The organism is Synechococcus sp. CBW1002, from assembly GCF_015840915.1.
GTDB lineage: Bacteria > Cyanobacteriota > Cyanobacteriia > PCC-6307 > Cyanobiaceae > CBW1002.
In genome coordinates this window covers 816,396-842,529 of record NZ_CP060398.1, presented here as the reverse complement: position 1 = coordinate 842,529, position 26,134 = coordinate 816,396, and the positions used below count along the sequence as shown (strand labels likewise).

31 protein-coding genes and 1 tRNA gene are annotated in these 26,134 nt (G+C 65.0%); 14 read left to right on the top strand and 18 right to left on the bottom strand.

Going from position 1 to position 26,134, the window contains the following annotated elements; genetic code table 11:
* Window positions 1-9 precede the first annotated feature (9 nt).
* Entirely contained in the window at window positions 10-519 is a 510-nt protein-coding gene (locus H8F24_RS19145; protein WP_197169601.1) for a transposase, read from the top strand.
* The gene (locus H8F24_RS03965; RefSeq protein ID WP_231597781.1) at window positions 516-1,574 is read left to right on the top strand and encodes an IS3 family transposase; all 1,059 of its coding nucleotides are present in this window, start codon (window positions 516-518) and stop codon (window positions 1,572-1,574) included. The genes H8F24_RS19145 and H8F24_RS03965 overlap by 4 nt, the downstream gene beginning before the upstream one ends.
* 179 nt (window positions 1,575-1,753) lie before the next feature.
* On the opposite strand, the gene H8F24_RS19140 is transcribed toward H8F24_RS03965, so the two are convergent.
* The 4 genes from H8F24_RS19140 to H8F24_RS20085 all read right to left on the bottom strand — a co-directional run bounded on the left by H8F24_RS19140 (window position 1,754) and on the right by H8F24_RS20085 (window position 3,750).
* Window positions 1,754-2,203: an IS3 family transposase gene (locus H8F24_RS19140; protein ID WP_231598084.1), complete on the bottom strand. Its 450-nt coding sequence runs from the start codon at window positions 2,201-2,203 to the stop codon at window positions 1,754-1,756.
* A 136-nt stretch (window positions 2,204-2,339) separates the two neighbouring features.
* On the bottom strand, window positions 2,340-2,627 hold the full coding sequence (locus tag H8F24_RS19135) for a transposase (RefSeq protein ID WP_231598083.1): 288 nt from the start codon (window positions 2,625-2,627) through the stop codon (window positions 2,340-2,342).
* A 77-nt stretch (window positions 2,628-2,704) separates the two neighbouring features.
* Window positions 2,705-3,340: an IS256 family transposase gene (locus tag H8F24_RS20090; protein WP_197171034.1), complete on the bottom strand. Its 636-nt coding sequence runs from the start codon at window positions 3,338-3,340 to the stop codon at window positions 2,705-2,707.
* Window positions 3,337-3,750, bottom strand: a complete 414-nt coding sequence (locus tag H8F24_RS20085) for a transposase (RefSeq protein WP_197171032.1) — start codon at window positions 3,748-3,750, stop codon at window positions 3,337-3,339. The genes H8F24_RS20090 and H8F24_RS20085 overlap by 4 nt, the downstream gene beginning before the upstream one ends.
* A 389-nt stretch (window positions 3,751-4,139) precedes the next feature.
* On the opposite strand from H8F24_RS20085, the gene H8F24_RS03945 reads away from it, so the two are divergent.
* Together H8F24_RS03945 and H8F24_RS03940 are read left to right on the top strand one after the other, a co-directional pair.
* Window positions 4,140-5,717, top strand: a complete 1,578-nt coding sequence (locus tag H8F24_RS03945) for an MFS transporter (protein WP_197158247.1) — start codon at window positions 4,140-4,142, stop codon at window positions 5,715-5,717.
* A 74-nt stretch (window positions 5,718-5,791) separates the two neighbouring features.
* Window positions 5,792-6,298: an NUDIX domain-containing protein gene (locus H8F24_RS03940; protein WP_197158249.1), complete on the top strand. Its 507-nt coding sequence runs from the start codon at window positions 5,792-5,794 to the stop codon at window positions 6,296-6,298.
* On the opposite strand, the gene H8F24_RS03935 is transcribed toward H8F24_RS03940, so the two are convergent.
* The 5 genes from H8F24_RS03935 to gcvT are packed head-to-tail and all read right to left on the bottom strand — an operon-like array spanning window position 6,278 to window position 10,739.
* Window positions 6,278-7,012: an SDR family oxidoreductase gene (locus tag H8F24_RS03935; protein WP_197171030.1), complete on the bottom strand. Its 735-nt coding sequence runs from the start codon at window positions 7,010-7,012 to the stop codon at window positions 6,278-6,280. The genes H8F24_RS03940 and H8F24_RS03935 overlap by 21 nt on opposite strands.
* A complete protein-coding gene (locus tag H8F24_RS03930) occupies window positions 7,009-7,779 on the bottom strand; it encodes a dihydropteroate synthase (protein WP_197171028.1) in 771 nt (256 codons plus the stop codon). The genes H8F24_RS03935 and H8F24_RS03930 overlap by 4 nt, the downstream gene beginning before the upstream one ends.
* Window positions 7,780-7,798: 19 nt before the next feature.
* Complete coding sequence (locus H8F24_RS03925) at window positions 7,799-9,070, bottom strand: glycosyl transferase (RefSeq protein WP_197171027.1); 1,272 nt, start codon at window positions 9,068-9,070, stop codon at window positions 7,799-7,801.
* Window positions 9,070-9,588: a 2-amino-4-hydroxy-6-hydroxymethyldihydropteridine diphosphokinase gene (gene folK, locus H8F24_RS03920; RefSeq protein WP_197171025.1), complete on the bottom strand. Its 519-nt coding sequence runs from the start codon at window positions 9,586-9,588 to the stop codon at window positions 9,070-9,072. The genes H8F24_RS03925 and folK overlap by 1 nt, the downstream gene beginning before the upstream one ends.
* 2 nt (window positions 9,589-9,590) lie before the next feature.
* Window positions 9,591-10,739 carry a glycine cleavage system aminomethyltransferase GcvT gene (gcvT, locus tag H8F24_RS03915; RefSeq protein ID WP_197171024.1) on the bottom strand — a complete coding sequence of 383 codons (1,149 nt, stop codon included), beginning with the start codon at window positions 10,737-10,739 and terminating at the stop codon, window positions 9,591-9,593.
* 204 nt (window positions 10,740-10,943) lie between these two features.
* Here gcvT and H8F24_RS03910 point away from each other — a divergent pair, with 204 nt between their 5' ends.
* Entirely contained in the window at window positions 10,944-11,216 is a 273-nt protein-coding gene (locus H8F24_RS03910) for a hypothetical protein (RefSeq protein WP_197159385.1), read from the top strand.
* Between the two features lie 127 nt (window positions 11,217-11,343).
* Window positions 11,344-11,751 (top strand): Crp/Fnr family transcriptional regulator, encoded by a 408-nt coding sequence (locus tag H8F24_RS03905; protein WP_231598082.1) that lies wholly within the window; start codon window positions 11,344-11,346, stop codon window positions 11,749-11,751.
* Between the two features lie 16 nt (window positions 11,752-11,767).
* On the opposite strand, the gene speB is transcribed toward H8F24_RS03905, so the two are convergent.
* Both speB and speE read right to left on the bottom strand, forming a co-directional pair.
* The gene (speB, locus tag H8F24_RS03900) at window positions 11,768-12,649 is read right to left on the bottom strand and encodes an agmatinase (RefSeq protein ID WP_197158260.1); all 882 of its coding nucleotides are present in this window, start codon (window positions 12,647-12,649) and stop codon (window positions 11,768-11,770) included.
* Window positions 12,646-13,497, bottom strand: coding sequence for a polyamine aminopropyltransferase (speE, locus tag H8F24_RS03895; protein ID WP_197158262.1), 852 nt, complete (start codon window positions 13,495-13,497; stop codon window positions 12,646-12,648). The genes speB and speE overlap by 4 nt, the downstream gene beginning before the upstream one ends.
* A 94-nt stretch (window positions 13,498-13,591) precedes the next feature.
* On the opposite strand from speE, the gene arfB reads away from it, so the two are divergent.
* Window positions 13,592-14,038, top strand: coding sequence for an alternative ribosome rescue aminoacyl-tRNA hydrolase ArfB (gene arfB, locus H8F24_RS03890; RefSeq protein ID WP_197158264.1), 447 nt, complete (start codon window positions 13,592-13,594; stop codon window positions 14,036-14,038).
* A gap of 34 nt (window positions 14,039-14,072) precedes the next feature.
* On the opposite strand, the gene mazG is transcribed toward arfB, so the two are convergent.
* Genes mazG through H8F24_RS03870 form a run of 4 tightly spaced genes read right to left on the bottom strand, consistent with a single transcriptional unit; the run spans window position 14,073 to window position 16,915 of the window.
* Complete coding sequence (gene mazG / locus H8F24_RS03885) at window positions 14,073-15,017, bottom strand: nucleoside triphosphate pyrophosphohydrolase (protein ID WP_197159023.1); 945 nt, start codon at window positions 15,015-15,017, stop codon at window positions 14,073-14,075.
* A gap of 33 nt (window positions 15,018-15,050) precedes the next feature.
* Entirely contained in the window at window positions 15,051-15,545 is a 495-nt protein-coding gene (locus tag H8F24_RS03880) for a metal-binding protein (RefSeq protein WP_197158266.1), read from the bottom strand.
* Window positions 15,546-15,595: 50 nt separating this feature from the next.
* A complete protein-coding gene (locus H8F24_RS03875; protein ID WP_197158268.1) occupies window positions 15,596-16,600 on the bottom strand; it encodes a TerB family tellurite resistance protein in 1,005 nt (334 codons plus the stop codon).
* A gap of 60 nt (window positions 16,601-16,660) precedes the next feature.
* Window positions 16,661-16,915, bottom strand: a complete 255-nt coding sequence (locus H8F24_RS03870; protein ID WP_197171023.1) for a hypothetical protein — start codon at window positions 16,913-16,915, stop codon at window positions 16,661-16,663.
* A 76-nt stretch (window positions 16,916-16,991) separates the two neighbouring features.
* On the opposite strand from H8F24_RS03870, the gene H8F24_RS03865 reads away from it, so the two are divergent.
* From H8F24_RS03865 to H8F24_RS03835, 7 genes are all read left to right on the top strand, one after another.
* Window positions 16,992-17,063, top strand: a tRNA-Val gene (locus H8F24_RS03865).
* A 1,027-nt stretch (window positions 17,064-18,090) separates the two neighbouring features.
* Complete coding sequence (locus H8F24_RS03860; RefSeq protein ID WP_197158271.1) at window positions 18,091-18,276, top strand: hypothetical protein; 186 nt, start codon at window positions 18,091-18,093, stop codon at window positions 18,274-18,276.
* Between the two features lie 17 nt (window positions 18,277-18,293).
* Entirely contained in the window at window positions 18,294-18,644 is a 351-nt protein-coding gene (locus H8F24_RS03855) for a nucleotidyltransferase domain-containing protein (RefSeq protein WP_197158272.1), read from the top strand.
* On the top strand, window positions 18,631-19,014 hold the full coding sequence (locus H8F24_RS03850; RefSeq protein WP_197158274.1) for a HEPN domain-containing protein: 384 nt from the start codon (window positions 18,631-18,633) through the stop codon (window positions 19,012-19,014). Before H8F24_RS03855 ends, H8F24_RS03850 begins: the two co-directional genes overlap by 14 nt.
* Window positions 19,011-19,829: a phospholipase D-like domain-containing protein gene (locus tag H8F24_RS03845; protein WP_197158275.1), complete on the top strand. Its 819-nt coding sequence runs from the start codon at window positions 19,011-19,013 to the stop codon at window positions 19,827-19,829. The genes H8F24_RS03850 and H8F24_RS03845 overlap by 4 nt, the downstream gene beginning before the upstream one ends.
* Window position 19,830: 1 nt before the next feature.
* Complete coding sequence (locus tag H8F24_RS03840) at window positions 19,831-20,013, top strand: hypothetical protein (protein WP_231598081.1); 183 nt, start codon at window positions 19,831-19,833, stop codon at window positions 20,011-20,013.
* A 185-nt stretch (window positions 20,014-20,198) separates the two neighbouring features.
* Complete coding sequence (locus H8F24_RS03835) at window positions 20,199-21,833, top strand: sensor domain-containing diguanylate cyclase (protein WP_197171022.1); 1,635 nt, start codon at window positions 20,199-20,201, stop codon at window positions 21,831-21,833.
* Between the two features lie 1,237 nt (window positions 21,834-23,070).
* Here H8F24_RS03835 and H8F24_RS03830 read toward each other — a convergent pair.
* From H8F24_RS03830 to H8F24_RS03825, 3 genes are all read right to left on the bottom strand, one after another.
* Complete coding sequence (locus tag H8F24_RS03830) at window positions 23,071-24,129, bottom strand: IS3 family transposase (protein ID WP_231597781.1); 1,059 nt, start codon at window positions 24,127-24,129, stop codon at window positions 23,071-23,073.
* Window positions 24,126-24,635, bottom strand: coding sequence for a transposase (locus H8F24_RS19125; RefSeq protein WP_197157219.1), 510 nt, complete (start codon window positions 24,633-24,635; stop codon window positions 24,126-24,128). The genes H8F24_RS03830 and H8F24_RS19125 overlap by 4 nt, the downstream gene beginning before the upstream one ends.
* A gap of 99 nt (window positions 24,636-24,734) precedes the next feature.
* Complete coding sequence (locus H8F24_RS03825; RefSeq protein ID WP_231597702.1) at window positions 24,735-26,078, bottom strand: IS110 family transposase; 1,344 nt, start codon at window positions 26,076-26,078, stop codon at window positions 24,735-24,737.
* Window positions 26,079-26,134 lie beyond the last annotated feature (56 nt).

Genomic DNA, 26,134 nt, shown 5'->3' with positions numbered 1-26,134 from the left:
CCGACGACTATGCAACCGCCCTATGACGCCGCTCTGCGGCAAGCCGTCCGCCTGCGGATGAGCCCTCCGAACCTTGAGAGCGTGGCTGAGATCGCCCGCGACACCGGGATCACGGCGCAGACCATCTACAACTGGCGGAGCCAGTGGCAGAAGCAGGGCCAGCTGGTGCCTGCCACGAACCGGCCGCCGGAGCAGTGGAGCGCTGCCGACAAGCTGGCAGCCGTGATCCAGGCCGCAGGACTGAACGGAAGCGAGCTCGGGTCGTTCTGCAGGGAGCGGGGGCTGTACCCCAAGCAGGTTGCCCGTTGGCGCCAGGCCGCCGAGGATGCCAATGGCCCCAGCGCGCCGAGCATGGCTGATCAGCGGGAACTGCAACGCAAGAATCAGGAACTGGTCCGGCGGAATCGCCAGCTGGAGCGTGAATTGCAGAAGAAAGAAAAAGCACTGACAGAAGCGGCGACGTTGTTGATGCTCTCAAAAAAGTTCAACCAGATCTTTCAACCGGACGAGGATCCTTGATTCCGTCTGGCGATCGCGGTGCGATCGTCGCGCTTCTACAGGAAGGCATCAGTCGTGGCCTTTCGGCCAAGGCCATTGCTGATCTTTTCGGCCTGGCGACACGCACGCTGAGGCGATGGGGCTTGATGATTCGGACCCAGGGATTCAGCTGCGATCAACGCAAGGGAGCGTCCAGGCATGTCATGCATCGTTTCAGCGAGGAGGAGCGCCAACAGGTGTTGTCCACTGTCAACGATCCACGCTTTGCCGATCTCACGCCTGGTCAGATCGTGGCGATCCTTGCCGAGGAGGGAGTCTACGTGGGATCGGAGTCAACGATTTACCGCATCATGCGCCAGGAAGGCCTGTTAAATCATCGCGGCAGGAGCCGCCCACCGCGGGAGCCAAGAGAGCCACCCGTGCTGGAGGCAACGGGCATCCATCAAGTGCTGGCCTGGGATATCACCCTGTTGCCGGGGCCTGTGAAGGGTCAATTCTACTACCTTTATATGGTGATGGATGTGTGGAGCCGGCGCATCCTTGGCGTTGAGGTGCACGATCGTGAATGCGGCGAACTGGCCAAGCACTTCTTTGATCGTGTCTGCCGTGATGAAGGGATCAGCTCGGGGTCGACCACGATCCTGCACGCCGATAACGGAGCACCCATGCGCTCCTACACCTTGGCCGCCAAGCTGGCCGAGCTCGGCATCTCCCTGTCATTCTCGCGGCCGCGGGTGAGCAATGACAACGCCTACGTTGAGTCATGGTTCCGAACCATGAAATATCACCAGAGCTATCCAGTGCGTCGTTTCCGGGATCTTCTCTCAGTGCGTGCCTGGGTCGATGGTTTTGTTGACTGGTACAACGCTGAGCATCGTCACAGCGGCATCAAGTATGTGACGCCCAATCAACGTCACTACGGAGAAGCTGACGCGATCTGCAGAGTCCGTCAGCAGACCTATGAGCAGGCGCGTGCGCAACATCCACGCCGCTGGGCCAGGCCACCTCGCGATTGGGCTCAGCCAACAGTCGTGCGGGTCAACCATCCCAGACCGCAGGACACTGTCGCTGCTTGAAGATCAGAAACCCAGGCCCCAGGGGGTTGTGGTTGGACCGCCCGCAAGAGGCGGGCCGGCCTCAGCCTCCGACCGGGGGCCGGCCGCTCAAGCCTGCGCTCCTGATCAACGCGCGATGACGATCAACATCCGATCTCGAAGCCCATGATCCTCCATCCGGAGTAGGCTTTCTGAGGTACTCAGATCAGTACCCTGAGCGGACATCTTTGCTGATAGGCGCCGATCTCTGGCCTACGGCCGCCTCCCAAGGCCATCTCCAGGGCCTCCAGACAGAACTTCGTGTCAAGGCTGTTGGAGAGCCTCCAGCTGAGCACATGCCTGGAATGGAGATCCATGATCGCCACCAGATAGAGGAACCCTTTCTGCAGAGGGATGTAGGTGATGTCGGTCGCCCAGACCTGATCCACCGACGTGACCTGCGTGAGGTCCACCAGGCAGGGGAACCGCACGGACGGATCACCTGGAACCGTCGTCCGGGGCTTCTGGTAGATCGCCCGTAATCCCATGCGCCGCATGAGGTTTCGCACTCGATCTCGGCTGATCGGGATACCATCTTGGGCCAGATAGTCCACCATCCGGCGGCTGCCGCTGCAGGGATCCTCCAGGTAGAGAGCATCGATCCTGGCCATGATCCGCAGCGTCGATACACGGACCGGTGTCGGCCGGTAGTACAGCGTGGATCGAGGCAGCCCCAGCAGCGCACACTGCCTGCTGATGCTGAGCTCGGGGTGGTCGTGATCGACCAGCTTGCGCAGTTCACGGGCATCAGAGCAGTTGAGACTTTTTTTTGAGCCACTCCAGCTCCATCTGCAGCCGTCCGATCTGCTGGAACAGCTCCGCCTCCTTGGCCTGCCCCTCCTCCTTGTCCTTGGTCTTCTTGCCTCGGGTGAAGAGCTCGCTGGCACCGTCCAGGAGCTGCCGCTTCCACTGGCTCACCTGGATCGGGTGGATGGCGTGGTCGGCGGCGATCTCCTGGATCGTCTTGCGGCCACTGATCGCCTCCATGGCGACCCTGGCCTTGAACTCGGGGCTGTGGGCGCGGCGCTTGCTCATCGGTGGGAGCCCCTTTCAGGGGCGGTACCCCGCCTCAGAGGTTAACGATGGGGCCTGTCCAGAAAAGCCAGACCACCTCACTCCTTGTTGAGGCGCTCGAGCGGGTTGGTGCTCCAGATCTTGCGCCAGTGCTCCTGGGGGAAGTGCAGGAAGGCCAGCACGTCGTCCCGGGCGTCTTCCATCACGGGCACGGCGCCGGGGAACTGCTTGCGCAGCATCTCGGTGACCTGCTGCCAGTGGGCTCTGACCTGCTCAGGCTTCTGGATCACGAACACCGCTTTCATCGCCGCCGCCACCATGTCCTGGCCAACCTTTGGGACATGACTCAGGAGGTTGCGCAGGAAGTGCACTCGGCACCGCTGCCAGCTGCTGCCCTGGAACATGCGCTTGATCGCGGCTGTCAGCCCCAGGTGGGCATCCGAAATCACCAGCCGCGTGCCAGTCAGGCCACGCTCTTTGAGTGAGCCCAGGAACTGGCGCCAGAAGCCCTCGGCTTCGCTGTCGCCCACGGCGATTCCCAGTACCTCGCGGTAGCCGAGGGCATTGATCCCGATCGCCACCACCACCGCCCGGGAGACCACCTGCATGTTGCGGCCCAGACGGCCGTGAAGGTAGGTCGCGTCGAGGTAGACGTAGGGGAAGCTGGCATGCTCCAGTGGCCGGCCCAGAAAGGCTTTGACCTGCTCATCAAGGCCCTGGCAGATGCGACTCACTTCCGATTTGGAGATGCCGCAAAGTCGCCGCCCAGAGCCTCCACCAGGGCGTCGACTTTGCGGGTGGAGATGCCGCCGGTGTAGGCCTCCATCACCACGGCGTAGAGGGCCTTGTCGATCCGCCGTCGGGGCGCCAGCCAGTCGGGCAAGAAGCTGCCCTGCCTCAGCTTTGGGATGGCCAGGGTCAGGTCGCCCACCTGGGTGGTGAGCAGTCGCCTGCGGTAGCCGTTGCGGTGCGTAGAGCGCTGATCGGGGCAACGCTCGTGGAGTTGGGCTCCGGTGAGCGCGGAAACCTCGGCCTCCAGCAGGTCCTGAAAGCCCCGACGCACGATCTCCGGGATCAACGCGCCAGCGGTGGTGCCCTCCATGAGCTGTCTCAGCTCGGAGGCGCCACTATGGGAAAGGGTCATGGTCTGTGTTCGGTTTGGTGGTAGTGCTCCGAACAGGGTCACAGACCGGCCCACCCATTGCCATAACAGAGAACTGAGGGAGGCGAGCCGTCAGTCCCGGCTACGCCGGGACTGCTCCTCCTGAGTTACACCACTCCACGGGACGCTGCTGAGCTGCACGTCCTGGCCGGCGTGGTCGGCACGCAGGTCGCCGCACCCGTGGCTGCGCATGGTGAAGTTGCTGGGGAATCGCGGATTTTCCCATGGGGCCTGGTCTCCGCTGACCAGGGCATCAGGCCGGGACATCAGGCCGCTGCATCAGCTCGTGGCTCACCATCAGTGACGGTGGTGCTGGTTCCAGACGATCCCGGAAAACGGCTGGGATGATCGGCGCAGACACGAGCCTGTCGATGGCCAAGCGGCCGGGACCTCTCCACCCATGGCTGCCCCCGGGAGAACTGGCGCCGATCGGCGTCAGCCTGCTGGCCACGCTGGTCAGCACCTTTTCCGTGATCGGCATCTTGTTTGTGCTGCTGGATCTGCAGCCGCAGCTCGGCATCACCACAGCTCAGGTCAACCTGCTGCGTTGCACAGCGATCGCCAGCGGCCTGCTGATCGTCTTCTGTGCCAGCACGCTCTGCCGCTTGCTTGGCGCGAAACGCTGCCTGGCTGCCGGCCTTGCCCTCTGGATTGCAGGCTGCTTGCTGCTGGCAGGCCATGCGGGCCTGGTCACGCTCGCCATCGGGCTGGTTCTGATGGGCTGTGCCGACGGCTGCGTGCGGGTTTCTTCTTTCGCCATGCTCTGCGGTGGCGCCGCTGATGCGCAGCAGATTTCTGTGCTCGTCGCGGCCAACACGCTGGCCAACAGCCTGGCCTTTGTGGCCTCGCCGATCCTCAACAGCTGGATCCTGGTGCGGACCGAGAACAGTGCTGTCGTGATCGGCGGGCTGTGGGGAGGTCTGTTCCTGCTGACGCTGCTGCTGCTGCAGGTTTTCGTCCGCCCCGACAGACGCGAAGCGGCTGCCCAGCACGCCCAGGTCCAGGCCAGTGACTGGATCGTCCTGCTGGCTGCAGGAGGCTGCGCGTCCCTGATCAGCACGCTGCCGATCATCCACGCGTTCCAGCCGACCTGGGTGCCTGCCGGCATGGCTCTGATCATCGCCCTGATGATGCTCACGGCCATGTCCCTGCGGCGATCAGGCTCGATCGCCGGCGGATTCAGATTTCTGATCAACCCAAGAATTGGTCTGCTGCTTCTGGCTCTGGCGGCACTATTCTCAATTGACTACCGATACTGCGCCGATCGCTTTCTGGCGATTCGCTATCAGCTTGATCTCGCCAGTATCTCAGCCTGGATGACCCTGGCCAGCCTGGCGGGAATTGCCAGCTCCTTTGTGTTCGCTGCTGTCAGTTCCCGGATCGGCATGGCCAGGAGCGTTGGACTGGGCCTGCTGGGCTGTCTGATCTTGCCGATCACCTTCGTGATGGCTCCATCCCAGGTGCCCATCCTGGTGATTGCCTCAGCGACGGCATCCTTCTCGTTCTTTCTCACGTTCGTGAGGGTGGGGCTCGCCTCCACGATCACAGCCATGACCGATAAGCCATTGCTGGCCAATCTGGAAGCGGTGCGTCACGTTCTGGCCACCTCTGCCTGGTCGTTGGGTTCAGCTCTGGCGGTGAATGTGCTGCTCGGCACCTTCCGCAGCACGCTTGAGCAGCAGCTCAAGACCCTGCCCTTATCTGACGCGGTGATCCAAACCATCTCCCGACTTGTGGCCAGCGGCCATGGTCGTGAGGTGCTGGAGGGCCAGTACGGCATCTCCAGGCAGCTGCTGATGACAGTCATCGGCAGGAATGCCACTCCCACGATTGAGGCGATCATGAGTGTGCTGCATGGGATGGGCTGGCTGATCCTGCTGATGCTGGTTCTGGTCACGGTTCTGATCGCTTTATCACGCCGGGTCACCGTGCCGATGCTGCGCCCATGAGGTGATGCGTTCCTGCCACGGGATCCTGTCCGCGATGCAGTGGCGGTAGCGTGGCCGCGGTGTCAGCGGGGACCATGGTTTACCCCATTCCCACCGTCGGCGCCTTGGTCACAGGGCCATGCCTGCGTGTGCTGATTGTGCGCACGCTCAAGTGGCGCGGAAGCTGGGGCGTGCCCGGCGGAAAGGTGGAATGGGGTGAAACCCTCGACAGCGCACTGCGGCGTGAATTGCGGGAGGAGGTTGGCCTGGAGCTGGCGTCCGTGCAGTTCGCCCTGCTGCAGGAAGCCGTGGAAGATGCACAATTCCACCGTCCTGTGCACTTCATGTTGATCAACTACTACGCCTTCAGCGCCACAACCGCCGTCAGCCCTAATCACGAGATCGCCGAATGGGCCTGGGTATCCCCACAGCAGGCGCTCGATTATCCGCTCAACAGCTTCACGCGCCGATTAATCCAAAGCTATCTGGACGCGGACATGTCTGATCACTACGCGGTGATGGCTGAACAGGTCATGTCGGATCAGGTCACGACAGATCAGCTCGTGTCAGATCAGGTCACGTCAGATCAGATAACCGCCTGAGACCTTGATGTTGCTTCCGGTGATGTAGCCGCTGGCCGGATCGGCCAGGAACAGCACCGCCCGCGCCACCTCCTCGGTTCTGCCGTAGCGGCCGGCCGGGATTCGTTCGAGCGGCGGCTTGCGCTCCGAGTTCTCCAGGGTGCCGGGTGAAACGCCGTTGACCGTGATGCCGTACGGAGCCTCCGTGACGGCCAGTGTGCGGCTGAGCTGCAGCACGCCGGTCTTGCCGATCTTGTAGGGGGTGACCATCGGCACCGCCATCAGCGCATCGGCGTCGACATCAATCAGGTTGACGATGCGGCCGTACCCCTGGTGGCGCATCCATGGCAGGGCGGCACGGCAGGCGTGGTAAGTGATGTGGAGGGTGTCGTCGATGCTGCGATGCCAGTCGGCCACATCCATCTCCCCCAGCGGCTTCCAGACGATGCCGGCCGCGTTGTTCACCAGGATGTCGAGCCGCCCCAGCCGCTCCACCGCTGTGGCGAAGGCGGTTGCGGTGGCTTCAGCATCCGCCAGATCAGCCGCCAGGGCCAGGCCGCGCCGCCCCAGCCGCTCCACCTGCTCCACCGCCTCACGGGCCTCGGCTTCGCTGTGCCGGTAATGGACCACCACATCGGCGCCAGCGCCCGCCAGGGCCAGGGCGATCGCCCGGCCGGTGCGGCGCCCGCCACCGGTGACCAGGGCCACCCGGCCGTGCAGGGGCAGGTCGCTCATGGCGTCGCCGCCGTCAGCAGTGCCTGGATCATGTCGGGATGGTGGGTGCGGATCCAGTCGGCGCCGGCGAAGAGCACATTCGAGGCGAACAGGATGCGCGCCAGCCGCTCGGGCTTGCGGGCGGCGTAGAGCAGGATCGGGCAGCCCAGCTTGCGCAGCACATCCAGGTTCCAGAGCACGCTGTTCTGCAGCTGGATCTTGCCGACATCGTCGGTGGCGGGGTGGATGATGCCGAGGTTGGGATCGATGATCACCTCACCCACGCCGGCGGCCCGGGCCTGCTCCACCCGCGGGTCGAGGTGATCGAGCAGCCCCTGCAACCGGTAGGGCACCGGAGTGGCAGTGCGCATGCGGTAGGCGTCGCCATAGGGCATGTAGGTGAGCATCAATGAGGCGCCGGCTGCCGCCACCGCCGCCAGGGCCGAGGGCTCGATGTCTGCGCCGGTGAAATTGATGGCGGTGGCGCCGGCCTCCAGGGCGACGCGCACCGTCTGCGAACTCCAGGTGTCCACCGACACCCGATAGCCCTCCTGCAGCAGCCGGCCCAGGGCGGGCAGCAGCCGCCGCTGTTCTTCGGCGTCGTCGATCATCGCCGCCGTCGGCGTGATCGAGCGGGCACCCAGATCGAGCACGGCGCAGCCCTGGCTGTGCAACCAGGCGGCCCGTTGCAGGAGCTGCTCCGTGCCCGCCACCACCGAGTCGCTCACCATCGATTCCGGCGAGAGGTTGATCACGCCGAGCAGGGTGCGGGGATGGGGCGTGCTCATCAAGGCGAAGCTGGGGGGCTCAGGCGCCAGCATGGTCGGCCCGGTCGGCCCGGTCGGCCGCCACCGCCGCTGCCAGCCTCGACAGGACCTCGGGCCTGCGCTGGCTCACCTCATCCCAGGTGGGAGTGAGCCGGGAGAGCTGATCCTCCTGCACGAAACTCCGCCCGGCCTCCAGCAGGCAGGCGGCGAAGAAGGAGACGGCGCGGGTCTCCTCGCCGCGATCGAGCCGCAGGCCGTTGAGGGCGGCGTCGGCGGCGTGGGAATCGAGCAGATCCAGCACGATCCGCTGATAGGCGGTCGCGAGACTGCGCACGAGCGCCAGATCGAGCACCTGGCCCTGGGCCGCCAGCCCGCGGAACAGCCCCAGGGCGATGTCGCGGCCCATCCGCCCGAGGCCACTGCCGCCACCGCCGTGATCGGTCTCGTGATCGGCCTTGTGATCGGTTTCGGGCGGAAACGGCTGATGCTTGTGGTCGTAGGCCTCGGCGATGTCCACCTGGCAGAGCTGGCGGGTGGAGTGATCGCGGAACATCTCGGTGAGCACGCCGATTTCCATTCCCCAGTCGCTGGGCAGATGCAGACGCCGTGCCGCGCTCCACCGCATGGCGCACTCGCCGGCGAGCGGGTAGCGGAAGCTGTCGAGAAACTCCAGGTAGCGGCTGGGGGGCAGGCAGCGCCGCAGGGCCCGCAGCAGGGGGGTGACGAACAGGCGGCTGACCCGCCCATACATCACCCCAGCGCTGATCCGCGGGTAGTAGGCCTTGGCGAACACGAAACCGCTGTCGGGATGCAGCAGCGGATAGACGAGCCGGGCCAGCATCCGCGGCGTGAAGCTCACCACATCGCAATCGTGCAGGGCCACCACCTCGGCCCGCCCGAGGGCCTGGACCAGGCCCAGGCAGAGCCAGATGTTGTGGCCCTTGCCCCGTTCCGCCGGCGCCAGCTGCTGATGCCCCAGGTCTTTGATCAGTGCGGTGACCCGGGGGCCATCGTTCCAGATCAGGTGGTGCGGCTGGGGCAGCTGGCTGAACAGGGCGAGGGCCTCGCGGAATCCAGCGGCATCGGCCCGATCGAGGCCGATCACGATCTCGTTCAGCCAGGGAATGGTGGCCAGCTGGCGCACGAACGGCTCCAGGGCCGGACCCCGCAGCTCGGCGTGCAGACAGGGCAGCACCAGGGTGAGCGGCAGGCGCTGCGCCTGCTCCGCCACCGCAGCCGCCAGAGAGGCCTCGCTGCGTCCCCCCAGGTCGTGGAGGGTGGTGACGATGCCGTTCTGGAAGAAGTCGCTCATCAGCTCTGCAGCGCCAGCCGCTCCAGGCCGCCGTCGTCCGGCAGCTGCCGGGCCAGGGCCGCCACGTTGAGGCCCGTCAGCGGATCGATCCAGTCGGGCGCGATCTCCGCCAGCGGCACCAGAACGAAGGCTCTCTCCCGCATGCGCGGATGGGGGAGCTGCAGGCGCTCGCCATCCAGGCGCAGGTCGCTGAGCAGGATCAGGTCGAGGTCGAGGGTGCGCGGCCCCCAACGCTCGGCCCGCACCCGCCCGAATCGGGTCTCCGTTTCCAGCAGCCGATCGAGCAGCGCCTCCGGCGACAGGAGCACCTCCAGCACGGCGCAGCCGTTGAGATAGTCGGGTTGCGGCGGCCCCACCGGTGCGCTGCGGTACCAGGCGGAGCGACGCAGCAGGCGGATGCCGGGGCTGGCATCCAGCTCCACCAGGGCGCCCTCCAGGGTGGCGCGGCAGTCGCCCAGGTTGCTGCCCAGGGCGATGGCGGCCTGCCGTGGTGGATCGGCCCGCTCCGTCCAGGCCACCCTCAACCCCGCCGAAGAAACGGCCGCCGTACCACCAGCGCTGGCTCCTCGCGCCCGCGGATCTCCACCGCCAGCTCCGTGCCGAGGCGGGCGGAGCCAACCGGCACCGACGCCAGGGCGATCGCCTTGCCCAGCGTGGGCGACCAGCTGCCGCTGGTGATCTCCCCCACCGGCTCGCCGTTACACAGCACCGGGTAGCCGTGGCGGGCGATGGCACGCCCCTGCAGCTCCAGGCCCACCAGCCGCCGCCCAACGCCTTCCGCTGTCTGCCGCTCCAGGGCCTGCCGCCCGATGAAGGGCTTGGGCATCTCCAGGTGCACCAGCCAGCCGAGGCCGGCCTCCAGGGGTGTGGTGGTTGCATCCATGTCGTTGCCGTAGAGGTGCATGGCCGCCTCCAGGCGCAGGGTGTCGCGGGCCCCGAGGCCGCAGGGCTCCACCCCCTCGGCCAGCAGCTGTTGCCAGAGGGCGAGGCCGGCCTGGCGATCCAGCAGCAGTTCGAAGCCGTCTTCGCCGGTGTAGCCGGTGCGGGCCACGAACACGGGGGCGCCGGCGGCCGCTCCGGTGGCGGCGCCGGACAGCAGGATCTGCCGATGGCCGAAGCGGGGCAGGCCGGAGAGATCGGCGCCGCTGAGGGCCTCCAGCCGCGCCGGTGCCTCCGGGCCCTGGAGGGCCAGCAGCACCCCGTCGCCCTTGCGGTCGGCGAGAGTCACCCCCTGCGGCTCGAGGTGGCGGCGCAGCCAGGCGGTGTCGGCGTCGATGCAGGCGGCATTGATCACCAGCACCAGCTCGCCCCTGCTGCCGCCCTCGCCGGCCACCTGGCCGCAGTCGTAGGCAATCAGATCATCGAGGATGCCGCCCGCCTCGTTGAGCAGCACGGTGTAACAGGCTTCGCCGGGGCCGATGCGAAACAGATCGGTCGGCACCAGGGTCTGGAGCGCGTCTTTCACCCCGTCGCCCCGCAGGGTGAGCACCCCCATGTGGGAGATGTCGAACAGGCCGCAGCGCTGGCGCACGGCCGTGTGCTCCTGCACCAGTCCGCCGAACTGCACAGCCATCTCCCAGCCGGCGAAGGCCACCATCCGCCCCCCGGCGTCGCGGGCAGCTTCGAACAGGGGCGTGCGTTGCAACGGATCGGTGGCGGGGGCGGCCATGGAGGGAGTGCAGCGTTGGCCGGATCCTATGGAGAGCAGTTGCTGGAGAGCAGCCGCGGTCTTCCCCAGGGAGATGTCTGCTTCGATGCTGTACGGATCGACCTCCTGCAGGGTTGACTTGCTGAAGGAAAGTGGAGGATTCGGGCTGTTTGCCTGGCGATCCTTCCGTGACCTCTTTACCTTGGGCCCCTTGATGGGTTTCCGATGGGTCAGCGTTCCAGCTGCCGCAGCTGTCGCCACTGCACGCCTCCCCGTGGCGATGAGATGGGCTGGTGCAAGCTGCGTCGCCTGTCCATCCATCCCGATCTGTCCGGAGACCTCTGGTGCCATCACTGGACAGCCCGTCCACCCCGGTTGCCCGGCATGGGCCCTGAGGGCGCAGGTTCGTCCGGCATGGCGACACGCTTCAGCCATGTCCCCAGCCGCCAGCTCTGTCTGTCCATGGAGCCTGACGAGTCCCAGAGGCTGGAAGCCTGAAGCTGGGCAGACTGCAGCCTCCGAAAGCCCTGATCGGCCCGTTCAAGATCTTTGCTTGGTGTTCTCCGCTGCCGTTGTGGCGCCTGCGGATGTAGGAATGTAATCATCAGAACCTTTCAACCAGGAGGTGACCAGATTGGTCACGACACCCGCTGCTCCCTCTCCGATCGCCCTGATGGCAGATCAGGTCGATTGCGAGATCTTCACCTTCCCCACCGGGGCCCACATCTTTACGCGCGGTCGGATGGCCGATGCGATTTATGCCGTGCGCCGCGGCATCGTGGAGCTGGTGGACGAGCAGGGGAATCGGCTCTGCTACAGGCCTGGTGAGCTGTTCAGTTACCAGGAGATCATGTGGCGACAGATTGCCTTCCGTAACGATGCCATCGCGCGCACCCCGGTGGAAGTGCTGCGTCTGGAGCGGCTCCGCTTCCTCAACCTGCTGCATAACCACCCCACCCTGGCGGTGATGCTCCTGGGTCAGCAGCACGATCGCCTGCGGGAGCAGCGCACCAGCGGCACCTGTTGCTACTGACTCCAGCGGGCTGCGATCAGTGGCCGGCTGTCCGGCCCAGCAGCAACAGCAGGCTGCGGCACACCTTGGCGGCCAGCACGCTGCTCACCCCGCTGGGATCGAGCTGGGGGGCCAGCTCCACCACATCCGCTGCCACCAGGTTGTGGTGGCGGAGTTCGTCCACCAGGGCGGCGAAGTCGCTCCAGAGGAAGCCGCCGGGTTCGGGAGTGCCGGTACCGGCCATCACGGCGGGATCGAACCAGTCCAGATCCACGGTGAGATAGAGGGGGCGGCCGCGCAGCGGGTGCAGTGCTGCGGCCATCCGCTCGATCGCCACCAGCCGGCCGCTCTGGTGCAGCTCGCTGAATTCATCGCGGGTGCCGCTGCGGATGGCGATCTGCAGCAGCTGCTGGCTGGGCAACACTTCCAGGCAGCGGCGCATGGCACAGGCATGGCTGTGCTGGCTGCCGAGCCAGCTGTGGCGCAGATCGGCATGGGCATCGAGCTGCACCAGCACCAGATCCGGCTGGTGGGCCGCCACGGCGCCCACGGCACCGGAACTGATCGAGTGCTCGCCGCCCAGCATCAGGGGCCGCAGGCCGAGGCTCAGCAGGTGTTCCGTACCCCGCCGCACCGCGGCCACCACCGGTTCCGGGGCCCCGAAGGGGATCTCCAGGGCCCCGAAGTCGGCGAAGGCCAGATCATCCAGATCCAGGTCCAACTGGGGGCAGTAGGTCTCGAGGCCGCTGCTCACCTCGCGGATCGCCGCAGGCCCGAAACGGGTGCCGGGGCGGAAGGAGGTGGTGCCGTCGTAGGGCACGCCGAACAACCCCACGCGGCAGCCGGCGGGATCGCGGCGGCTGGCCATGTAGATGGCGCCATCGGTGTCAAACAAATCCGTGACAAAGAGGCTTTTCATGCGTTCAGGGCGCGCTCGATGCCTGCGGGGATGGCGTCGAAGGCCCCACGTTGCCAGCGGGGCGACCAGATCTCACAGCCCTCGCCGATGGCCGCGGCGCGCGCCGGATCCGACTCCAGATAGCGGCGGCCATCGAGGGCGGCGAAGGTCCAGCTCCACCAGCCGCTCGGATACATCGGCACCCAGCCGTACATCGGATCGGCGTGGCCGAACACCTCGCGAAGCAGGCCCACGGTGTCGAGGTGCACCTGCCGGAAGGCCTCGGGGGATTCGCTCTGGGTGGCGAACACGCCGCCGGGTTTGAGGATGCGGCGGCAGTGCTCGAAGAAGGCCCGATTGAACAGGCCCTCGGCCGGGCCGGCGGGATCGGAGCCATCCACGATCACCACGTCGTAGCTGGCCGGCGGCGCGTTGGCGGCCCAGGCGATGCCATCGCCCACGGTGAGGTGGAAGCGGGGGTCGCTCCAGCAGCCGCCTCCGATCGAGGGCAGGTACTGCTGGCTCCACTCCACCACCAGCCCGTCGATTTCCACCATGTCGAGGTGCTGCACGCCGGTGTGGCGGAGGCACTCGCGGGCGGTGCCGCCATCGCCGCCGCCGATCACCAGCACCCGCTCGATCGACGCGGCGCCGCACAGGGCCGGATGCACGATCGCCTCGTGGTAGTGCCGCTCCTGCCGCTCGGCGGTCATCCAGCAGCCATCCAGCAGCAGGCCCTTGCCATAGCGCTCGCTCTCGATGATCGTCACCAGCTGGTAGGGCGACTGCTCTTCTGCGAGTACACGGCCGGCCAGGCCGTAGCGCACGCCATCAAAGATCTCGTCGATCCAGGTTTTGGGGTTCGCCATGGGGTGGGGCCGCCCGGAGTGAATCTCCGTACGGTTACACAGCATCCATGTTTCACCTCGCTGTCTCTGGCAGGTGTCCTGTCATCCTGAACACATGCCAGGCCAACAGCCCAGTGGTGATCTGCGCGTCACGGCGGCGGTGCTGATCCCGGCGGCGGACCTGAGCTGGCGCTTCTCCCGCTCCTCCGGGCCCGGTGGTCAGAACGTGAATACCACCGATTCACGCGTGGAGCTGGTGTTCCCCCTGGCCACGTCCGCTGCCGTGCCGCCTCTGCAGAAGGCCCGCGCCCTGCGTCGTCTGGAGGGGCGCCTGGTGGAGGGGGCGGTGGTGATCACGGCCTCTGAGCACCGTTCCCAGTGGCAGAACCGGGTGGCGGCGCGGCAGCGTCTGGTGGAGCTGCTGCAGCAGGCCATGGCGCCGCCGCCGCCGCCGCGGCGTGCCACGCGGCCCAGCCGCGGCTCGGTGGAGCGGCGCCTGGCCGCCAAGAAGCAGCGCGGTGCCCTCAAGGGCCAACGCCGGCAGCGCTTGCCGGAGGAGTGAACTGCAGTCCGGAGCTGAGGCCGCAGCGCACCCCTCAGCCTTGGCGGCCGGCATCGGAGTCTGAAGCGGAGTTGGCCGTGAGGTCTGCCGCGGCTTCAGCTCGGATCTCGGCCTTGGCCTGCCGCCATAGGCCCTCCAGCTCCTGCAGGCTCCGCCCCCGCAGATCACCGCCCAGGGCTGCCTCCACCCGGGAGAAGCGATCGAGGAAGCGGTGGTTGGTGCCGGCCAGGCCTTCCTCCGGGTCGATGCCGCACCAGCGGGCCACATTCACCAGGGTGAACAGCACGTCTCCCAGTTCTTCCTGGGCATGGGTCCGATCGCCGCTGTTGCGGGCCTCCTCCACCGCCTCCTTGAGCTCGTCAAGCTCTTCGTGCACTTTGGTCCAGACGCCGTGCAGGTCGTCCCATTCGAAGCCGGCCACGGCGGCCTTCTTCGAAATCGTCATGGCGCCGGCCAGGGCGGGGAGGCCACGCACCTTGGCGGCCAGGCGATCACTCAGGGGGCTGGCCGAGGTGGTGGCCGCTTCCTGGGCCTTGATCGCCTCCCAGGTGCGCGTCACGGCGGCGCTGTCGCCGCCTGATCCCCGGTTGCCGGCGGCAGGGTCGGCCGGTGGTTCGAACACGTGGGGGTGGCGGCGCACCAGCTTGGCGCTGATGCCCCGGGCGATCCCCGCCAGATCAAAGCGCTCCGCTTCGCTGGCGATGCGGGCGTGCAGCACCACCTGCAGCAGCAGATCCCCCAGTTCCTCCTCCAGATGCCGGTCGTCGCCGTGGCGGATGGCATCCGCCACCTCATGGGCCTCCTCGAGCACGTAGGGCACCAGGGAGGCGTGGGTCTGCTCCAGATCCCAGGGGCAGCCGTGCTCCGGATCCCGCAGCTGATCCACCACCGCGATCAGCTCCGCCAGGGCGGCCAGGCTGTCGCTCGGGTCAGGGGCGGCGCCGGAGCCCGGCGGGCACGACAGGGGATCGGGGCGCATCACGAGGGGGCGGGGAGGTCCGCCCAAACCCTCTCATCTCCTGCGGCGCAGGATCCGTGGCAGGCGCGGGATCGGGTCGCCGTCCTGCAGAAGATGCAGCCAGCTGCTCGCCTCCAGGCCGATCAGGGCGGTGAGCAGCAGGGGCCGTTGGTCGTGCCAGAGCCGCGCAGAGGCCTGCAGCAGGCTGGCCGGCGCTGGACTGCCGAGCGGCTGCAGCAGCAGGCTCAGCAGCAGGATCCAGGCCGCCAGGTAGAGCAGCCGCCCGCCGGTGCCGATCAGGGGGCTGTGGGAGATCAGGGAACGGTGCGACAGACCCCGCCGGTAGGGCCACCACAACCAGCGCAGCAGGCCCCAGCGGCGGGTGGCATTGGAGCGGGTGTCCAGATCCGGCGACAGCCACAGCCCGCCCACCAGGAACGCCAGGCTGGCCGTTGCCACACCCATGATTCCCAGCAGCGGCCACCACAGCAACCCGAAGGGCAGGCTCAGCAGGCAGGTGGTGCGGTCGTGGTCGGTGCCGCTGGCCATGAACCGGTCGTGTTCCCGTCGGTGTGCCGGTTGCTCAGTGTGCAGGCTGTTCAGGCCTGGGACAGTTCTTCCGGGGCGCGGCCCCGCGGCAGCACGTTGAACCGCTGGCGCACCTGCTCGAGAGGGGCGGCGAAGTGGTCCCAGGGATCGATGCCGGCCAACAGGTCCACGCTCACGTGGGAGCCGTGCTCGAGGCCCGCGAAGATCCGATCCACATCGAGCTGGCCGCGCCCGGCCGGCACAAAGGGCGAGGCGCCGATGCCGAGCTCGAATTCCGCCAGGGCGAACATCAGCAGATAGAAGGGGTCCACCTTCTCGAAGCCCGCCTGGAAGCCGAGCACCGCGCCCTCCTCGGCGGGGGTGGTGCCATAGCCCCCCAGCACGTGGCAGCAGTCGTGGTGCATCACCGGCGGTGGTGGCCCGCCGTGCTCACCGGGGAACTGGAAGCCGTTGCGGTCGATGAAGTTGGCGTAGGCCAGCCCGAAACTGCCTTCCGGGTAGCTCCGCAGCTGCCGGTAGCGCTCGGCCATGGCCCGATCCTCCTGGCCGAGCAGCACCCGGGCGCTGGCCAGGGCGGCGGATAGCCCCTCCTGGCGCCACATGGCCTTGAAGGCCTGGGGGATGAAGCCGCGCCGGGCCACATCGAGGCGCACCAGCCAGGCCTGGTGCTCCATCACCTGCTGGAAGGTGCGTACCGGGCCCGGATCCACGTTCAGACACTGGGCGGAGCGCTCCAGCAGGTCCAGCTGCTGCTGTGTGGGCGTGCCATCGAACAGGGCCACCAGGGTCATGCCCCGCAGGATGCGCTCGCGCCACTGGGGATCCGGATTCACGCCATTCACCCGGGCGGCCAGGGCTTCTGGATCGATGTCCGGCAGGGTCTCCAGTGCCAGATCGAGGTGCAGGAGGTGATCGCGAACGCCCCGGATCGCGGCCATGGCCTTGGCCGATGGTGTGCCGCGCAGGCGGGCCATGGTCATCAGGGCGGCCAGCCCGGCCTTCCCGATCGCCTGACGCTGGTCGTCCGGCAGGGTGGCCTGAACGTCGATCACCATGGCGGAGTCTTCATGGGGGCCAGCCTGAGTTCACGGATCGAGGGCTCAGTGGACAAGCGCTCAATAGCAGAGATCAATATTGCCGGAGCTGTGCTGCTGCTGCTGCACGCAGGTGTCGACGCTCTCCCGATCGATCTGGTCCTCGCCGCTCGGTCCGCTGGTGAGCCAGGAGCCGACCAGGAAGAGGAGCAACAGCAGGCCGGCGAACCCGATCACCACACTGGCCCGCCGGAAGGTGAACCAGGCCTGCTCGAGACGGACTTTCCTCTCCAGCGCACGGATGCGGGTCTTGCGCTTGGCGTCCTCTCCCTTCACATCCTCTGCCCGGCTGGCCAGAGGCCCATCCTCTCACCGGCGGCAGGCGAACCGGCAGCAGGCACAATGGAGAGACGCGCGATTAGCTCAGCGGTAGAGCGCCTGCCTTACAAGCAGGATGTCGCTGGTTCGAACCCGGCATCGCGCATCTCAATTCTTCAGTCCTGAACAGGGATTAGCCGGAATGGCCCGATCCGCTTAATGGGGCTTGATACTGCTTGAAACAGCTTCTGTGCGCACGGCTGTGCGCACATGCGCAAGGCGCAGAAGGCAGGCACTCATGGCGAGCAGCCAGGAGCCCTTCGCTCCGAAAGAGATGTTCAGGTTTCGAGGGGCAGAGCCATGGCTCGTGTCCAATGGTCCATAACGGTCCCCCTGTGGCCTTACAGGCCAGAAAGTGGCGTTTGCTTGCCAAGTTTCGCGATGCTGGACGCCTCTTTGTGCGTCACAAGACTCGAGCGGCGTCCGACCAGAGCGCTGAGCCGCCGCCGGCCTGCCGATGCTGGGCTGGGCGGCCCGCTCGGCGGGCTAGTGCGCCGACCTGATGACTGCTGCTGGTGAGAGCGATCTCCGCCGTGCAGAGGCCATTCGCCTGCTTACGCAAGAGCAGAAGCAGGCGGAGCGACTGAAGGGTCTGTAGGAAGGGGGACGCCACCCGGGGATCTGACCGGGGCAGCGAGGCCATCGAGGTAGAGCCTCCAGAACCTCTGCCGATGGGCTTCGCTGTCTCCACCAGGAAGCCAGGACGGGGGAAGCGTTCTACCCAGTCCTCAGGATCTGGAGCGGTGAGCGAGACACCCAGCAGCTCGGCCAGCTCGGAGCTGGTGAGCCAGGCGCTTAACCACCAGAAGCGGATCAGGCGATGCAGGGGGAGCCTGGGGCCTCGATGGTTCGGTCAGTTGCGACAGCTCTTGGAGCTGGAGCTCAACCTGGGCAAGATCGAGTCCAGAGACGCCAAGGACCGGGCGGCATTCGGATCCCTTCAGACAGCTAAGCGGGACTGCGTTGAGACAGATGAGGCGAGATTGAGGTTGAACCTATGCACCTACCGCATAGAGGCACTCGGTAGATCCTGCAGTCCTTCTCAGACCTCTGCACGCCTCTCCCGTCTGCGTCATGCTTTCTAGGCCTGCTCATGTTTCGGCAGCACATCGGCATGGCCCCGCCAACCATCTATGACCTCTGTTGCCCCCGCGCCGAGTTCCTCGCGCTACACAGGCTTCGATCCTGTGAAGACCGCGGCTCCTGCCGCGTCAGACTTCGAAGCCCTGGAGAACCTGCGCCGCCTGGCACTGGCTGAGCAGGTGCCAGCGCCCAAGCAGCTGGAACTGGTGCTTGCTGAGCTGGCCGAAGCACCCTGAACTGTGGAGGAACAGCCATGACCACAGCCCCCACCTACGCCATCAGCGAAACCCAGCTGCAGCAGATGGCTGCCGAGATCCGCCAGGAGATCCCGGGGGCAGAGGTGCGGCTGTTCGGCTCCCGCGCCCGGGGTGATGCAGGTTCCGACTCCGATGTGGACCTGTTGATCACCGCCAGCGACAGCTGGCTGGCTCAGCACAACCGCTTCGACACCCTGGGCAGGCTGTGGCGCAAGCTCAGTCACCACCGCATTCCCGTGGACCTGTTGCTGTATTCCCAGAGCCAGGTGGAAGAGCGGCGTCAATGGCTCAGCCATGTGATCGCTCGCGCTTATCGCGAGGGAAGGCTGCTGCATGGCCAACCCTGACGCCGAGGCCATGCTGCGGATCGCCCGCCGCGATCTGAAGGCGGCTGAGGTCCTTCAGGACACCTCCATTGCCGAAGCGAACTGGGGCTTCCAGATCCAACAGGCCGTGGAGAAAGCGCTCAAGGCATGGCTTCTCAGCCTTGGAGATGACCCGCCCTTCATCCACAACCTCACCTCCCTGTTCGGTCGGCTTGCCGATGCAGGTGAGTCTGTAGAGGGATTCCTGCCGCTGGAGGCCTTCACGGCCTTCGCTGTGCAGTTCCGCTACGACGCCGAACCCGAGTCCATGGAACTCGATCGCCAGCTCTGGCACCAACAAGCCGTGGCGCTTGTGGACCATGTGGCTGAGGTCGTTCGCTCCACGCCATGACCGGCCTGAAGGATCACGGCTGGCAGGACAGCTTCACGAGCTCCCAGGACAACCTCCTGGAGGGGTTCTACCGCCCGGTGCTGCAGGAGGCCGTGCGCTACTGGCGAATCACCGGCTACTTCTCCAGCCGCTCCCTGCTGCAGGTCCTTGATGGAGTGGAACAACTCGTGCTGGCCTCCCCCGATGGCCGCGGCCGTGGCCAGATGCGCCTGATCACAGGCTTCTTCATGAGCTCGGCCGATCTTCAGGCCCTGGCCACAGGCCTGAGCCCTTCCCACCTGCTGGAGCAACAGCTCACCAAGCAGTTCCCATTCAAGGGCGTGACCCCAGGCGACGGCAGCGTTACCGATCTGGCCGCTGAGCTGCTCGCCTGGCTGGTGCAGAAGGGGCATCTGGAGATTCGCGTTGGCCTGCCCTCGCAGGAAGGTCAGATCAGCAGTGATGGGGCGATCTTCCACGCCAAGGAAGGGGTCGTGGAAGATCGCCATGGGGATCGGCTGGCCTTCACCGGCAGCATCAATGAGACCCCGAATGGCTGGAGCACCAACTACGAAACCTTTGATGTGTTCTGCAGCTGGAGCGGTGACCAGCGCCGCGTGGATGCCAAGGAGCGCCACTTCCTGCGGCTCTGGCAGAACAAGGATCACGACGCCACCCTTTCTTACCTGGCCAGCCTCTGCCGGAGCAGTGTTGAGGCCTTCCCCGAGTTGGCCAACAGACCCTTGTTCCCCCGTGCCATGGCCGAGGCCGCCTGTCTTGGGGAAGAAGGAACGGATCTGAGCCGCCAAGGGTTTGAGCGGGCACTGGCTGGATAGGGTGGTTGCCGCCGATGGCGGCACCGATCGAGCCAGCGCTCTGGTGACCAGCGCCAAATTCAGCGAGACCGCCCAGCGCCACAACTTCGAGGCTGGCTGGCTCGTGAGGGATCCGTGGAGGGCCAGCACGGTCAGCGACCACTTCAGACGCCTGGTGGCCAATCGGTTGTTCGTAGCGCTCTAGCTGAGACCATCCCCCGATGCCCAGAGGAAATCTGCAACGGCGCCATCCGGTGTGCTGCATCCACCAGACCTTCAGAACGGACAGGCCGCACCGCCCCAGGGACTCGGTTACATCGTGATCGTCCGAGCGCTCCCACCGGTACGTTGCTACCAACCCGGCGGCCGCATCCCCAGTTCCTGCGATTCGTGATCGCCCTTCTCCCTACCACTGCCGCACCAGAAGCCGCGGGGAGCCGCGCCAAGCTCTGGGGGCTGGCTCTGGTGATGGTCGGGATCTTTCTGCTGGATCTGCTGCTGCCGAGCAGCGTTCCGCTGCTTACGTTCTATTTCTTCGTGGTGGTGCTCTCGGCGAGCATCGCAGCGCCTCGCCAGATGCTCCCGTTGATCGTCGGGGCCTATGTCCTGGCGATCGCCTCCGCCCACACGAGGGGAGAGCCCTTCTCCATCGATTTCGCCTCCCGGCTGCTGGGGCTCAGCGCCGTCACCGCCGCGGCGGTGTGGCTCTCCGACCAGCGCACCCGCGAGCTGGAGCAGCGCCACCGCGAGGAGCAGATCCTCAGGCTCACCTTTGATGCCGCCCCCGCTGGGGTGGCCCTTTCGGACGCCGATGGTCGGCTGATCCGCCTGAACAGAGCCCTCTGCGAGATGCTCGGCCTCGATCCAGAGCGCCCGCTCGCCATCCACTGGCGTGATGTCACCCACTCCGATGACATCGCCAGGGAGGAGCAGCTGCTGCAGGAGATCCAGGCCAACCGGCGCGACAGCTATCGGATCCGCAAGCGCTACCTGCGCAGCGATGTCAGCATCCGCTGGATGGACGTCAGCGTGTCCTGCGTGCGCCGGCCCGATGGACGGGTGGACTTCTTCATCGGCCAGGCCATCGACATCACCGATCAGATCCATGCCCAGCAGGACCTGGTGCGATCCGAGGAACGGTTCCGTCTCCTTTCGGAGAACGCCGCCGACGTGGTGATCCAGATCGCCCCCAATGGCACCCTGCGCTGGGTGTCGCCCTCACTCACCGCCGTGCTGGGCTGGCGGCCCGAGGAGTGGATCGGGCATCGCGGCACCGACTTCCTCGAACACCGCGGGTCAGCGAAGCAGTACCAGGCGAATCTTGAGCGTCTGCGGGCCGGAAAAACGGTCGTGGCCCGCGATCGTGTGCGTGCCAAGGATGGGCACTGGCACTGGGCCGAGACCCACGCCAGTGCCTTCCGAGACGCCAAGGGTCGGATGGATGGCTTTATTGCCTCCTTCCGCCTCATCGACACGGAGGTCGCCAAGGAACAGGAGTTGCTGCGCCGCGCCGGCACCGACAGCCTCACCGCTCTGTTCAACCGGGAGGAGATGTTCCGGCAGATTGAGCGCCTCATGGCTCGCCACCAGCGCCGGGGCGAGAAGCTGGCAGTGCTCTTCTGCGACCTGGACCGGTTCAAGAACGTGAACGACATCCATGGCCACCAGGCCGGCGATGCCGTGCTGCAGGAGATCGGGATCCGGGTGCGCTCCTGTCTGCGATCCACCGATCTTGCCGCCCGCATCGGCGGCGATGAGCTGATGGTGGTGCTCACTGACCTCCATGGCCCCGAGGATGCCAAGGCCATTGCCGAGAAGCTGCGGCTTGCAGCCCATGTGCCCGTACCGACGCAGGCGGGCGACCTGCAGGTGAGCATCAGCGTGGGTGTGGCCGTGGCGCAGCCGGATGAGTCGCTCGATGCCTTGATCGCCCGCGCTGACGCCGCCATGTATGCGGCCAAGGAGCAGGGCCGTGATCGGGTGGTGATGATTGCAGCCTCACCGCAGCAGAGACGAGAGTCCTGAGGAGCCTGAGCCAAGGTGAGCGCGCAGCCCTTCGCTTGATCAGGCCATGCCAGCGAGAACGGCAGCAGACCTCGGTCTGCTCTCCGGCTCTGAACCCGACGCGGAGATCAGCCGGTGGGCCTCCGCTGAATGCGCCTGGGGCCCAGCCTCAGTACCGCGGAGCCGAGCCACGGAGACGGGACGCAGGTGCCCGTGCGCACGGGAGGACACCCGCTGCACAGGCTGTACGCACAGATCTACGCACAGATGCCCAGAAATGGCCTCAGATCCCTTGCCGCAACTAGAGAAAGCGCCTGCCTTAAAAGCAGGATGTCGCTGGTTCGAACCCGGCATCGCGCATCTCAGTCACCGCTTGAAAAATCTTCCAAAGCCCTTCCTGCAAACGGTTTCCGCGTTGGGCTTGCTTGCGCACCGATTTCCTCCCTCGCACAGCGGGTAGTCCCGCCGAGCATCGGATCATCGGCCTCTTCTCAGGTGATTGACAGCGACCGCATCCTGGAACCGGGGTTATCCCGATGTCTGACTGGCTGCGACCCTGGCGCGTGGAGATTCGTGAGACAGGGCGTTGCGGTGCCATTGCCTATCACGAGCCGACAGGGAGTCTGACGTTTTACTCTGAGCTGGGCAGCAGCGACAGCGTCGCTCTGATTTGGGGGGAGTCTGCTGACCACTGGCACGCATGCCACCCCTGGGCTGCCGATCGCCGCCGTGACATCCTGAAGCGTGTCGCGGAGGAAGTCGTGCGCCAGAAGGCACCGAACTGCCCCGCGGACATTCAGGAGCCTCAGGAATTGATCCATATCCGGGAGCTGGATTAGGTAGCAGGAACTGCGCTCTTGATCAGGTTTTTCGGACGCGCGCTGCACCCGCAGTTGATTTGTGCTCAGGCGTACCCTTGTTGAAATGAATAACCCTGAGGTAAGTGGCGTGGTTGGTGGGGCATTGGATCAAGCTTCTTTCGCTTCAAGTTCTCTCTACTGGCCGGTTTGCCATCCGCCCTTTTCCAGAGAGGCCTCGGCGCCTATCAGCAAAGATGTCCGCTCAGGGTACTGATCTGAGTACCTCAGAAAGCCTACTCCGGATGGAGGATCATGGGCTTCGAGATCGGATGTTGATCGTCATCGCGCGTTGATCAGGAGCGCAGGCTTGAGCGGCCGGCCCCCGGTCGGAGGCTGAGGCCGGCCCGCCTCTTGCGGGCGGTCCAACCACAACCCCCTGGGGCCTGGGTTTCTGATCTTCAAGCAGCGACAGTGTCCTGCGGTCTGGGATGGTTGACCCGCACGACTGTTGGCTGAGCCCAATCGCGAGGTGGCCTGGCCCAGCGGCGTGGATGTTGCGCACGCGCCTGCTCATAGGTCTGCTGACGGACTCTGCAGATCGCGTCAGCTTCTCCGTAGTGACGTTGATTGGGCGTCACATACTTGATGCCGCTGTGACGATGCTCAGCGTTGTACCAGTCAACAAAACCATCGACCCAGGCACGCACTGAGAGAAGATCCCGGAAACGACGCACTGGATAGCTCTGGTGATATTTCATGGTTCGGAACCATGACTCAACGTAGGCGTTGTCATTGCTCACCCGCGGCCGCGAGAATGACAGGGAGATGCCGAGCTCGGCCAGCTTGGCGGCCAAGGTGTAGGAGCGCATGGGTGCTCCGTTATCGGCGTGCAGGATCGTGGTCGACCCCGAGCTGATCCCTTCATCACGGCAGACACGATCAAAGAAGTGCTTGGCCAGTTCGCCGCATTCACGATCGTGCACCTCAACACCAAGGATGCGCCGGCTCCACACATCCATCACCATATAAAGGTAGTAGAACTGACCCTTCACAGGCCCCGGCAACAGGGTGATATCCCAGGCCAGCACTTGATGGATGCCCGTTGCCTCCAGCACGGGTGGCTCTCTTGGCTCCCGCGGTGGGCGGCTCCTGCCGCGATGATTTAACAGGCCTTCCTGGCGCATGATGCGGTAAATCGTTGACTCCGATCCCACGTAGACTCCCTCCTCGGCAAGGATCGCCACGATCTGACCAGGCGTGAGATCGGCAAAGCGTGGATCGTTGACAGTGGACAACACCTGTTGGCGCTCCTCCTCGCTGAAACGATGCATGACATGCCTGGACGCTCCCTTGCGTTGATCGCAGCTGAATCCCTGGGTCCGAATCATCAAGCCCCATCGCCTCAGCGTGCGTGTCGCCAGGCCGAAAAGATCAGCAATGGCCTTGGCCGAAAGGCCACGACTGATGCCTTCCTGTAGAAGCGCGACGATCGCACCGCGATCGCCAGACGGAATCAAGGATCCTCGTCCGGTTGAAAGATCTGGTTGAACTTTTTTGAGAGCATCAACAACGTCGCCGCTTCTGTCAGTGCTTTTTCTTTCTTCTGCAATTCACGCTCCAGCTGGCGATTCCGCCGGACCAGTTCCTGATTCTTGCGTTGCAGTTCCCGCTGATCAGCCATGCTCGGCGCGCTGGGGCCATTGGCATCCTCGGCGGCCTGGCGCCAACGGGCAACCTGCTTGGGGTACAGCCCCCGCTCCCTGCAGAACGACCCGAGCTCGCTTCCGTTCAGTCCTGCGGCCTGGATCACGGCTGCCAGCTTGTCGGCAGCGCTCCACTGCTCCGGCGGCCGGTTCGTGGCAGGCACCAGCTGGCCCTGCTTCTGCCACTGGCTCCGCCAGTTGTAGATGGTCTGCGCCGTGATCCCGGTGTCGCGGGCGATCTCAGCCACGCTCTCAAGGTTCGGAGGGCTCATCCGCAGGCGGACGGCTTCCCGCAGAGCGGCGTCATAGGGCGGTTGCATAGTCGTCGGTTGGGCCCCCAGGTGGACGGGTCAAACCGAGCGGACTTCTTCCTAAGAAACACCAACGGCCAACAGGGATCTCGGCTGACTGACCACACCTCAAGCAGAGGCAACAAGTTGAAAACCAAGGGCAATGGCGCGTCGCTGGAGACCACGAATCTGACGATCCCTTGATTCCTCCTGATATGCGGCAGCACCGGGATCCTGATATACCAAACCATCACGGAGCGTCTTGTAGTAAAGAATGGCAAGCTTTCGGGCAGTAGCAATTAATGCTTTACTCTTTCCGGCACGTGCTGCCAGACGACGTTGAAAAGCACCCAGTGCAGTATTCGTTCTTCCCAGCGGTACGGCAGCCATCCAAAAGGCACTACCTGCTCGCGTAGTGCCCTGTCGTGTTCGTGAAGAAAGTACCTTTCCCCCTGAGATCCTGTTCTGAGGACTGAGTCCCAGCCATGACACAAAATGCTGGGCACTGGGCCAGCGCTTCATGTCCAACCCACACTCACTAATGAGCGTGAGAACTGTTGTTGGTCCTAATCCCGGAAGCCTTAGAAGATTGTGGCCTGACAAGGCTTGAATTAGGTGGGTTGGGTTAAATGCAAAGCCATGTCCGCATATCTTCCAATCCCCAGGTTGACTGCCTGGATCTTGATAGTCCGAGCCGGCAAGCTCTGTCATCAATGATTGTGCCGCAAGCTCGCAGGCCCTGATCTTCTCTGAATAGGTGTCAAAGAGCTCAACTGCGATCTTCAAAGAGAACAAGTGATCGTCTTGGTAGTTCCCCTCAAGAGCAGCCGCAATTGTTGCCGCGCTCTCCTTGCAGCGTCTGTCTCGGAGAGAAGCGAGTCTTTCGGGGTCCCTCTCACCTGAAAGTATGGCATCGATGATTCGCCTACCGGTTAGTCCGCTGATATCTCTGACAACATGATGAAGCTGAAGATTCATAAGCATCAGCGCCTTCTGGATGTGTTGCTGATGAGACGAGCGGTATCGAACAAGTTGATCACGCTGCCGCAGATATGAGCGTAGTTCTGTGATTTTTTGGTCTGGACGAAAGCTTGCTCTCACCAGGCCGTAGCTGTGGAGCTGCTGAAGCCATTGTGCATCGTTGATATCCGTCTTGCGGCCCGGAACATTCTTGGCGTGCCTGGCATTAACAAGAAAGACGTCAATGCCTTTGCCAGAGAGAATCTCGTAAAGCGGAACCCAGTAGATTCCAGTGGACTCCATGGCAATGGTGCTAATTCCAACTGCCAGCAGCCATTCGGCGAGTGCGATTAGATCCTTTGTGAAGCTTGAAAACTTGCGGACGGGATTCGGATCAAGCTCGACAGGAACAGCAACAACGTGGAATCTACTGCCGACATCAATTCCAGCGGAACGAGGGTTAATGACTTTCAGACGAGCTCGGCGCTTGCCTGCTGAAATTGGTTCTCCCATGGCTTAAGGACTCACTAGGTGATCGGGAGGGCATCAGGCAGGATTCGCGCACTAAA

Excerpts from the sequence above, each read along its gene's own strand:
- H8F24_RS03910 (WP_197159385.1), top strand. The coding sequence starts at position 10,944 with ATGGGTCAGCGTTCCAGCTGCCGCAGCTGTCGCCACTGCACGCCTCCC.
- H8F24_RS03860 (WP_197158271.1), top strand. The coding sequence starts at position 18,091 with ATGACCTCTGTTGCCCCCGCGCCGAGTTCCTCGCGCTACACAGGCTTC.
- H8F24_RS20085 (WP_197171032.1), bottom strand. The coding sequence starts at position 3,750 with ATGACCCTTTCCCATAGTGGCGCCTCCGAGCTGAGACAGCTCATGGAG.
- H8F24_RS03825 (WP_231597702.1), bottom strand. The coding sequence starts at position 26,078 with ATGGGAGAACCAATTTCAGCAGGCAAGCGCCGAGCTCGTCTGAAAGTC.
- H8F24_RS03855 (WP_197158272.1), top strand. The coding sequence starts at position 18,294 with ATGACCACAGCCCCCACCTACGCCATCAGCGAAACCCAGCTGCAGCAG.
- H8F24_RS03880 (WP_197158266.1), bottom strand. The coding sequence starts at position 15,545 with ATGGCCAGCGGCACCGACCACGACCGCACCACCTGCCTGCTGAGCCTG.
- H8F24_RS03845 (WP_197158275.1), top strand. The coding sequence starts at position 19,011 with ATGACCGGCCTGAAGGATCACGGCTGGCAGGACAGCTTCACGAGCTCC.
- H8F24_RS19135 (WP_231598083.1), bottom strand. The coding sequence starts at position 2,627 with ATGAGCAAGCGCCGCGCCCACAGCCCCGAGTTCAAGGCCAGGGTCGCC.
- H8F24_RS19125 (WP_197157219.1), bottom strand. The coding sequence starts at position 24,635 with ATGCAACCGCCCTATGACGCCGCTCTGCGGGAAGCCGTCCGCCTGCGG.
- speE (WP_197158262.1), bottom strand. The coding sequence starts at position 13,497 with ATGGCGAACCCCAAAACCTGGATCGACGAGATCTTTGATGGCGTGCGC.
- mazG (WP_197159023.1), bottom strand. The coding sequence starts at position 15,017 with ATGCGCCCCGATCCCCTGTCGTGCCCGCCGGGCTCCGGCGCCGCCCCT.
- H8F24_RS03875 (WP_197158268.1), bottom strand. The coding sequence starts at position 16,600 with ATGGTGATCGACGTTCAGGCCACCCTGCCGGACGACCAGCGTCAGGCG.
- speB (WP_197158260.1), bottom strand. The coding sequence starts at position 12,649 with ATGAAAAGCCTCTTTGTCACGGATTTGTTTGACACCGATGGCGCCATC.
- H8F24_RS03930 (WP_197171028.1), bottom strand. The coding sequence starts at position 7,779 with ATGAGCACGCCCCATCCCCGCACCCTGCTCGGCGTGATCAACCTCTCG.
- gcvT (WP_197171024.1), bottom strand. The coding sequence starts at position 10,739 with ATGGCCGCCCCCGCCACCGATCCGTTGCAACGCACGCCCCTGTTCGAA.
- H8F24_RS03935 (WP_197171030.1), bottom strand. The coding sequence starts at position 7,012 with ATGAGCGACCTGCCCCTGCACGGCCGGGTGGCCCTGGTCACCGGTGGC.
- H8F24_RS19145 (WP_197169601.1), top strand. The coding sequence starts at position 10 with ATGCAACCGCCCTATGACGCCGCTCTGCGGCAAGCCGTCCGCCTGCGG.
- H8F24_RS19140 (WP_231598084.1), bottom strand. The coding sequence starts at position 2,203 with ATGGCCAGGATCGATGCTCTCTACCTGGAGGATCCCTGCAGCGGCAGC.
- H8F24_RS03945 (WP_197158247.1), top strand. The coding sequence starts at position 4,140 with ATGGCCAAGCGGCCGGGACCTCTCCACCCATGGCTGCCCCCGGGAGAA.
- H8F24_RS03850 (WP_197158274.1), top strand. The coding sequence starts at position 18,631 with ATGGCCAACCCTGACGCCGAGGCCATGCTGCGGATCGCCCGCCGCGAT.
- H8F24_RS03925 (WP_197171027.1), bottom strand. The coding sequence starts at position 9,070 with ATGAGCGACTTCTTCCAGAACGGCATCGTCACCACCCTCCACGACCTG.
- H8F24_RS03940 (WP_197158249.1), top strand. The coding sequence starts at position 5,792 with ATGGTTTACCCCATTCCCACCGTCGGCGCCTTGGTCACAGGGCCATGC.
- arfB (WP_197158264.1), top strand. The coding sequence starts at position 13,592 with ATGCCAGGCCAACAGCCCAGTGGTGATCTGCGCGTCACGGCGGCGGTG.